The following is a 7111-nucleotide window of genomic DNA, read 5'->3' as shown; positions in this document are numbered from 1 at the left end:
GGAAGGCAATATAATCCTGGTAGAGGGAAAAAGGGATCTGGCATCACTTAGGAAGCTTGGTATTAAAGGGAGAATAGAATTTGTTACTCACCATCCCTTAGCAGACATCTGTGAGAAAGTTGCAGCCACTGGAAAAGATATAGTGATATTGACCGATTGGGATAGAAGAGGCATCATTCTCGAAAAGAAGATATCTGATCATCTGGAAAATTACGGCATCAACATAGAGCAGCGACTAAGAAAACGCATTCTGTCTCTTGTACAGAAGGATATAAAGGACGTAGAAAGCCTATATACCCACATTTCAAAACTAAGGCAAATAGCTGATCCTGAATATCATTATAACAACACTGATGATAACGTTTTCATTTAGCCATAAGCTGATTGCGTACTGTCCTGAGACGCGAACTTACGTTCGAATTCAGGATATAGCTCGGCCTTATCTACTAATTCCTCATAGACTTTATGCCGTGGGCTCACTATTACTATGTGTGCCGGCGGATGGATCTTACGAAGTTTACTAATAGCTGCTCCAGCATTATTATCAAGTTCCACCAGTGCTGCAGAGTTGCATTTGGATTTCAGAGGCACTCCGACCACGCTCACAAGCACGTTATCTGCATACTGAGGTTCGATGCGCTTAGGCTTTGACAGAAAACGTAGATGACCATAGTGTTCAAGATCATGCAATGCTACATTAACCTTGTCGGCATTATCCGCCCTTATGACAGCAAACGACTTAATGTCAATCCCTCTGGTCAAACTACAATCCCCCTTTTTGATTTCAAACATACTTTACAGTTCTCTATATAAGAATTTTGTTATTTTAAATTTCAAATGCTCAACATTTACTAAATTCTGTTTAAATATATAGTTTTCTATTAGATTTTATTCTCCAAGTTCCCTGGACCTTTTTGCAGAAGCAATGACCGCGTTCATAAAAGCAGCACGAACGCCCCTTTCCTCAAGTTCTTTTATTCCCCGGATAGTGGTTCCTGCAGGGGAGGTTACCATGTCCTTGAGTTCACCCGGATGTGTATGAAATTCAAGTGCCATCTTTGCTGCACCAAGTACAGTCTGGGCTGCCAGCACAAGTGCACTGTCTCTGTCCAGGCCTTCATATACCCCGCCGTCAGCCATGGCTTCAATAACAGGGAATATATATGCGGGTCCGCTTCCTGAAAGTCCTGTCACCGCATCCATGAGTTTCTCCTGCACTATTATAGCGCTACCCACCGCACCGAACATCTCAAGTGCAAGTTCGGCATCTTCCATGGAAGCGGTTGGGCCGGGACAGATCGCGGAAGCAGCCTCTGAAACTGTTGCGGCGATGTTCGGCATCACACGGATGATCCTTGTTTCGGGTTCCAGTTCTTTTGCTATTTCCTGCAAAGGAACTCCTGCAGCTATTGATATCACAAGCTTTTCACCCGTTATTTTGTCCTTTATCGATCTCAGTACACTCTTTAGTATCTGTGGTTTGACAGCAAGCAGTATTATATCGGAATTAACCACTGTAAGATCGTTGTCATTGGATACATTGATACCAAGCTCTGTCCGCATCCTTTCCAGTCCGAGATCATAAACATCGCTGGCATAAACTTTAGATGGGGCTATAATGCCTGAATCACATATACCTTTTATAAGTGCGGATCCCATCTTGCCAGTTCCGATCACTCCCAGTTTCTTATCCTTAAGGTGCATTGTTTTACAACTCCCTGTACTTTTACTTACGTTTAATATTGACTATATCTCCAAGGGTGGTTCCTTTATGGAGCTTATCCCCTTTCCATTCGTCGTCACTGACCCTTTCAATTAGTTTGACCTCAAGGACACGTTCAAGCTTTTCTCTTACACTGTCCTCCGGAACCAGCTCCCGGCGTTCGAATTTCCGGATGAGTGTTGCCTTTTCTTTTATTTGGGCAGCAAGTTGTTCCGGTGTCCAGCCATGTTTTTCCCTTGCTTCCCTAATAACCTGATCATAATTGTCCACGATCTCTTCAGCCAGCTTTTCAAATCCGGTCCTCTGAGTTCTTCTGGGCCTGACAGATGTCTGCTGCACCGGAGAGACCTTCCTGGAAACAGGCGTGCGTTTGCTGGCAGGTGCACCGTATTGGGAGCATTTGGTGCATACGGTCAGTTCGCCACCATCGATAATGATCTTAAAAGGACTTCCACGAATATCTTCACCGCATATTTCGCATTGCATACACAAATCACTCTTAAAAACCTACATAGCGTTTTTACGAAAGGGCTATATATCGTATGCGCTTAAATAATGTTCGGAGCTGTATGAACGAGACCAGTGAAGCAGATACCAAGAGGTTCGCTCCCGCGGGGGCGGACAGGAAAAACTATGAATATACTGGTTCAGAAAGTGACGAAGATTTTTCCAAGTACCTGCTGGACCGCATGAAACAGTTAGAGTCCCGCAATACTCTTCTTAAAGAGCAATGCGACCAGATGGAATCTGAAAAAAGATACGTAGAAAGCCAGAAACTCAAATTTGAGCGCGAAGTTCGCAGGATGCAGGCTGAAATAGACCGATTGAAGACCGCGCCTCTTGTAGTTGCAACCGTGATCGACCTCATAGGGAGTGACAAAGTACTTGTGAAAAGTAGTACTGGTCCTCAATTCCTGGTGGGAGTGTCCCAGTTCATAGATGACGAAACCCTTGTACCTGGTGCTACCGTGGCTTTAAACCAGCAGACACTTGCCGTAGTGGACGTTATACCTTTCACAGAGGAGCCTATGGTAAATGCTATGGAAGTGGTTGATCCACAGGATGTGGATTATGACCAGATCGGCGGTCTTGATGAGCAAGTACAGGAAATAGTAGAATCCGTTGAACTGCCGCTTACTAAACCGGAGGCTTTTGCGAGGATCGGCATATCACCGCCAAAAGGGGTGTTGCTATTTGGGGAGCCTGGTACAGGAAAGACCCTGCTTGCAAAGGCAGTTGCCAACAGGACAGAAGCTACTTTTATTAGGGTAGTGGGTTCTGAGCTGATCCAAAAATACATAGGAGATGGAGCAAAACTTGTCCGGGAGATCTTTGCCATGGCAAGGAAGAAGGCCCCATCTATCATATTCATAGATGAACTGGATGCCATAGCTTCAAGGCGTCTTAATGATACGAATGGCGCTGATCGTGAGGTACAGCGCACACTTATGCAGCTTCTTGCCGAGATGGATGGGTTCGACAACCGTGGAGAAGTGCGCATAATCGCTGCAACTAACCGTCTGGATGTGCTTGACCCGGCCATACTGCGTCCCGGCAGATTTGACAGAATAGTTAATGTGCCGATGCCTGATGCCAATGCAAGGGAACTGATCCTCAGGATCCATACCCGAAAAATGAAGATCGCAAAAGACATTGATTTCAAGAAGCTTGCCTCCCTTGCTGAAGGAGTGAGCGGTGCTGACCTTAGTGCTGTTGCCATGGAAGCAGGCATGCTTGCTGTCAGAGAAGATAAAGAACAGGTGGAAATGGAACATTTCTTAAGATCGGTGAAGAAAGTAATGTCACCTGTAAAATATTCGGTTCAGGTAATAACCGATCAACCACAGACAATGTTCGGCTGATGTCCCGTGGTTGTCGATCGTTTTTTTTTATTGGCGGAGGGTCCGTTCTTGTGTATAGGTCATTCCATATAAAAAGTGAGATAAGGGTACTTGCTATAGATGATTCTGCATTGATCGGCGATCAAATATTGATAGTTGGAGCCTTTTTCAGGGGAGGAGAGTGGCTTGATGGTGTTATGAGGGCCCATGTCACAAGAGATGGTATGGATAGTACGGAAGCCATTGTGGAGATGGTTAAGTCCAGTAAACACTTTGGACAGATACGGGTCATTATGCTCGATGGGGTGACTTATGGTGGTTTCAACCCGGTGGACATTAATCGTATCTGGGAACTTACAGAAATTCCCGTAGTGGCGGTCATGAGGGCATATCCTGATCTCAGGAAAATAGAAGATGCCTTGTTGCACCTCCCAGAGCCAAAAAAAAGAATGGATATCATACTTAGAGCTGGAAGCATCACAAAAGTACGAACAAAACCTGGATCTAACCCTCTCTACATCCAATGTGCAGGTATAGAAGCGCAATCTGCAGCAAATATAGTAAAGCTCACGGCCACTAGGAGCAATATCCCTGAACCTCTGAGAGTGGCCCATCTTATAGCCACAGGAATAGTACTCGGTGAGTCAAGGGGAAAAGCATAAGACAAGCTTATGCATGCTTTTCCACCAGTTGCACACCATTATTCATCAGTTCTGCAGCTCTTTCTTTTGTCCCGGACTCTGCGAATATGCGTATGATCGGTTCGGTGCCAGATGGCCTTATCAGCACCCATCCGTCCTCATACCAGATCTTCACACCATCCGTAGTATCGACTTTCATCTGCCCGGTAGTAACCTCTGCCTTCAGCTTTTCCATGATCGCCTTTGGATCGTGGCATTCGACCTTTGTTTTAGAGTTGAAATACGTGGGCACGCTCTTTGCCATTTCAGAAAGCTTCTTTCCGCCAGCCATGATCTCCAGCAGCTTGGCGCAGGACATAGCACCATCCCTGCAATACTGATGCTCCGGGAAGATAAGTCCTCCATTGCCTTCGCCGCCAAACACAGCTCCAATTTCCATCATCTTGCGTGCTACGTTGATAGAACCTACGGCAGTCCATATTAGGTCCACTCCTGCCTCTTTTGCAACATCCAGCATTCTCTGGGACGAGCTTACGGGGGTCACAAGTGTTCCTTTCTTTTGCTGCAACACGTATTTTGCCATCATTGCGAGCAAAACCTCTTCATCGATGAACTTTCCATTCTCATCGAAGAACACAGCACGATCAGCATCACCATCATGAGCCACCCCCATCTGTGCCTTTTCTTTGATAACAAGTTCTGAGAGCTGTGTAAGCACATCTGGAGTGGGCTCAGGATTACGCGATGGGAATGTACCATCTGCCTGCGCATTGATGGCTATCACCTCACAACCCAGCTGACGCAGCAGGAAAGGCAAAGTAAGGGAACCGGCTCCACATCCTGTATCCGCTATGACCTTGAACTTCTTCTCTCTGACAACATCGGCATTTATAGCGTTCATGATGCCTTTCATGTAAAGGGCATTTGCGTTGGGGTCGTGCCTGAGATCCCCCGTGTGCTGCCAAGTGGCTGGCTGGAACTCTCTGGAGAAATATATCTTTTCGATCTTTGCTTCGTCTTCCCTGGACATCTCGGTGCCGTCACCGGCTATTAACTTAATACCATTGTATTCCCTGGGGTTATGGGACGCCGTGATCACTATCCCTGCATCGGCGTGGTCCCTTACGTAGTACTGTACTGAAGGGGTCGGGCCAATACCTACATCTATAACTGTGAGCCCGGAAGACAAGGCACCTGCGATCGCAGCAGATTTCAGCATTTCGCCGGAAATCCGGGTATCTCTTCCAATGGCAACGGTGCCTTTATTACCCATATATGTACCCAGGCTTCTTACAATATCCATTACCATCTGAGGCGTCATATACTCATTAGCTATGCCTCTTACTCCATTCGTTCCGAAAAGTTTCATCATTTATCACCGGTCGCGATGGTTACTATAGCATCGCAGTATTTTATCTTTAGTGGTCTGCGAGGTGTAGATATACATCTTCTTAGATAGACATTAGAGATGTTCCTTGACAAAATGCAACAGATAACAGAAGCGCTTGCTTCAAAGAAGAGCGTGGTGGTGGCATTCTCAGGCGGAGTGGATAGTTCCGTCCTTGCCGCCCTTGCCTATGAAGCGCTGGAGGATAATGCACTGGCAGCCACTATCAATATGCACTCTCTGCCGGCAGGGGAGCTGCAAATGGCAAAAGATGTTGCCAGAGAGATCGGGATAAGACACAAAATAGTGGATTTTGATGAGTTCAATGTACCCGGTTTCGTAGCGAACTCTCCCGACAGGTGTTACCACTGCAAGCGAGCCATTCTTGAAATCCTCCTAAGGGTTGCTGAAGAGGAGGGATATGCAGTTGTGACAGAGGGTACGAACATCACTGAAATGCAGGGACGTCGCCCTGGCATGCAGGCTGTTGAGGAAATGGCTGATAAGGTGGTGTCCCCTTTCCTGCAGTTCTCGGTGACCAGAGAGGAGATCAGGCAAATGGCAGAACATATGGGGCTTTCGGTTGCCCGGAAGCCTTCTTCACCGTGTCTCGCATCACGCGTTCCTTACGGTAAGAAGATCACATATGAGATCATTGCAAGAGTGAGGTCTGCAGAGGAATACTTATCGACCATGGGTCTTACTCAATTCAGGGTCCGGGACCATGGAGATGTTGCAAGGATAGAAGTAAAGCCTTCTGATCTTCCTGTTGTGCTGCAAAGGAAAGAAGATATTGTGAATGAGCTTAAAAGACTCGGGTTTCATTACGTAGCCCTTGATCTCGAAGGTTTCAGGAGTGGAAGTCTGGATGAAACTATCATCAGGTGATGTTGCCATCCGGTCTGCCACAGAGCAGGATATGCAGGATATCAAATGCATTGCTTCCACATATTTTCTGGATACGGATGGACTGGAATACAACGATTTTATTGTGGCAACGCTGGAAAACAGGATCATTGGTATTGCCTGCTTCAAGCATACGGAATGCCCTGAGCTGCATACCATTGCAGTCCACCCTAATTACAGAGGAAAAGGTATAGGTGCTTTGCTTGTCAGGGCACTTGGGCTTACCCTGTGCAAAGGTCAGGAGTGTATATATGTGCGGACCACCGCTCCGGTCTTTTTTGAAAAAGTGGGATTTGTCACGCTGGAAAACAATATGAAAAAGGAATTGTGGACCGATTGTGCAGGTTGCGACAGGTTTAACAACTGCAAACAAGCTGTTATGCTTCTGGAACTGCGGAGAGGAGAATATGCTGACAATGGGAATCATCAACACCTACGACAAGATCAAAGTACTTGATGCTCACTACCGTGCCATAGCCAGGGCAGCTCCCATCTGCCATGCATTCGGATTTAGGCTCGCATTATACGATTTCCCTTTCAATATGACCGCCGAAGAACTTGTGGAATATGTCACCGATAAGACCACCATAGGCGAATCCGGCAAATATCTCCG

10 protein-coding genes are annotated in these 7111 nt (G+C 46.4%); 6 read left to right on the top strand and 4 right to left on the bottom strand.

The features are described from left to right. The coding region (locus tag A4E24_RS05780) for a toprim domain-containing protein (protein WP_292352334.1) at positions 1 to 373 on the top strand (373 nt) is incomplete at its 5' end. Here the strand turns inward: A4E24_RS05780 and A4E24_RS05775 are convergent. The 3 genes from A4E24_RS05775 to A4E24_RS05765 all read right to left on the bottom strand — a co-directional run bounded on the left by A4E24_RS05775 (position 370) and on the right by A4E24_RS05765 (position 2209). Continuing rightward, complete coding sequence (locus A4E24_RS05775; RefSeq protein WP_394334456.1) at positions 370 to 792, bottom strand: DUF356 domain-containing protein; 423 nt, start codon at positions 790 to 792, stop codon at positions 370 to 372. The genes A4E24_RS05780 and A4E24_RS05775 overlap by 4 nt on opposite strands. 96 nt (positions 793 to 888) lie before the next feature. After that, complete coding sequence (gene proC, locus A4E24_RS05770) at positions 889 to 1704, bottom strand: pyrroline-5-carboxylate reductase (protein WP_292352333.1); 816 nt, start codon at positions 1702 to 1704, stop codon at positions 889 to 891. A 22-nt stretch (positions 1705 to 1726) separates the two neighbouring features. Next, positions 1727 to 2209 carry a multiprotein bridging factor aMBF1 gene (locus A4E24_RS05765; RefSeq protein ID WP_292352332.1) on the bottom strand — a complete coding sequence of 161 codons (483 nt, stop codon included), beginning with the start codon at positions 2207 to 2209 and terminating at the stop codon, positions 1727 to 1729. An 83-nt stretch (positions 2210 to 2292) separates the two neighbouring features. Here A4E24_RS05765 and A4E24_RS05760 point away from each other — a divergent pair, with 83 nt between their 5' ends. After that, positions 2293 to 3585, top strand: a complete 1293-nt coding sequence (locus tag A4E24_RS05760; RefSeq protein ID WP_292352331.1) for a proteasome-activating nucleotidase — start codon at positions 2293 to 2295, stop codon at positions 3583 to 3585. A gap of 50 nt (positions 3586 to 3635) precedes the next feature. Beyond that, positions 3636 to 4226 carry a DUF99 family protein gene (locus A4E24_RS05755; protein ID WP_292352330.1) on the top strand — a complete coding sequence of 197 codons (591 nt, stop codon included), beginning with the start codon at positions 3636 to 3638 and terminating at the stop codon, positions 4224 to 4226. Positions 4227 to 4233: 7 nt separating this feature from the next. Here the strand turns inward: A4E24_RS05755 and glmM are convergent, their stop codons facing one another. Next, positions 4234 to 5574: a phosphoglucosamine mutase gene (gene glmM / locus A4E24_RS05750; RefSeq protein WP_292352335.1), complete on the bottom strand. Its 1341-nt coding sequence runs from the start codon at positions 5572 to 5574 to the stop codon at positions 4234 to 4236. A gap of 99 nt (positions 5575 to 5673) precedes the next feature. Here glmM and larE point away from each other — a divergent pair, with 99 nt between their 5' ends. From larE to A4E24_RS05735, 3 genes are all read left to right on the top strand, one after another. Then, positions 5674 to 6480: an ATP-dependent sacrificial sulfur transferase LarE gene (gene larE, locus A4E24_RS05745; protein ID WP_292352329.1), complete on the top strand. Its 807-nt coding sequence runs from the start codon at positions 5674 to 5676 to the stop codon at positions 6478 to 6480. Continuing rightward, complete coding sequence (locus A4E24_RS05740) at positions 6461 to 6955, top strand: GNAT family N-acetyltransferase (protein WP_292352328.1); 495 nt, start codon at positions 6461 to 6463, stop codon at positions 6953 to 6955. The genes larE and A4E24_RS05740 overlap by 20 nt, the downstream gene beginning before the upstream one ends. Beyond that, positions 6906 to 7111 (top strand): DUF531 family protein (locus tag A4E24_RS05735; protein ID WP_292352327.1); only part of this gene is annotated, 206 nt, incomplete at its 3' end. The genes A4E24_RS05740 and A4E24_RS05735, both read left to right, overlap by 50 nt.

Source organism: Methanomethylovorans sp. PtaU1.Bin093, from assembly GCF_002067275.1.
GTDB lineage: Archaea > Halobacteriota > Methanosarcinia > Methanosarcinales > Methanosarcinaceae > Methanomethylovorans.
This window is presented reverse-complemented; position numbering and strand designations above follow the sequence as displayed.

Bases quoted from the DNA above. Each gene is read 5' to 3' on its own strand.
- A4E24_RS05740 (WP_292352328.1), top strand. From the start codon at position 6,461: ATGAAACTATCATCAGGTGATGTTGCCATCCGGTCTGCCACAGAGCAG.
- A4E24_RS05765 (WP_292352332.1), bottom strand. From the start codon at position 2,209: ATGCAATGCGAAATATGCGGTGAAGATATTCGTGGAAGTCCTTTTAAG.
- glmM (WP_292352335.1), bottom strand. From the start codon at position 5,574: ATGAAACTTTTCGGAACGAATGGAGTAAGAGGCATAGCTAATGAGTAT.
- A4E24_RS05760 (WP_292352331.1), top strand. From the start codon at position 2,293: ATGAACGAGACCAGTGAAGCAGATACCAAGAGGTTCGCTCCCGCGGGG.
- larE (WP_292352329.1), top strand. From the start codon at position 5,674: ATGTTCCTTGACAAAATGCAACAGATAACAGAAGCGCTTGCTTCAAAG.
- A4E24_RS05775 (WP_394334456.1), bottom strand. From the start codon at position 792: ATGTTTGAAATCAAAAAGGGGGATTGTAGTTTGACCAGAGGGATTGAC.
- proC (WP_292352333.1), bottom strand. From the start codon at position 1,704: ATGCACCTTAAGGATAAGAAACTGGGAGTGATCGGAACTGGCAAGATG.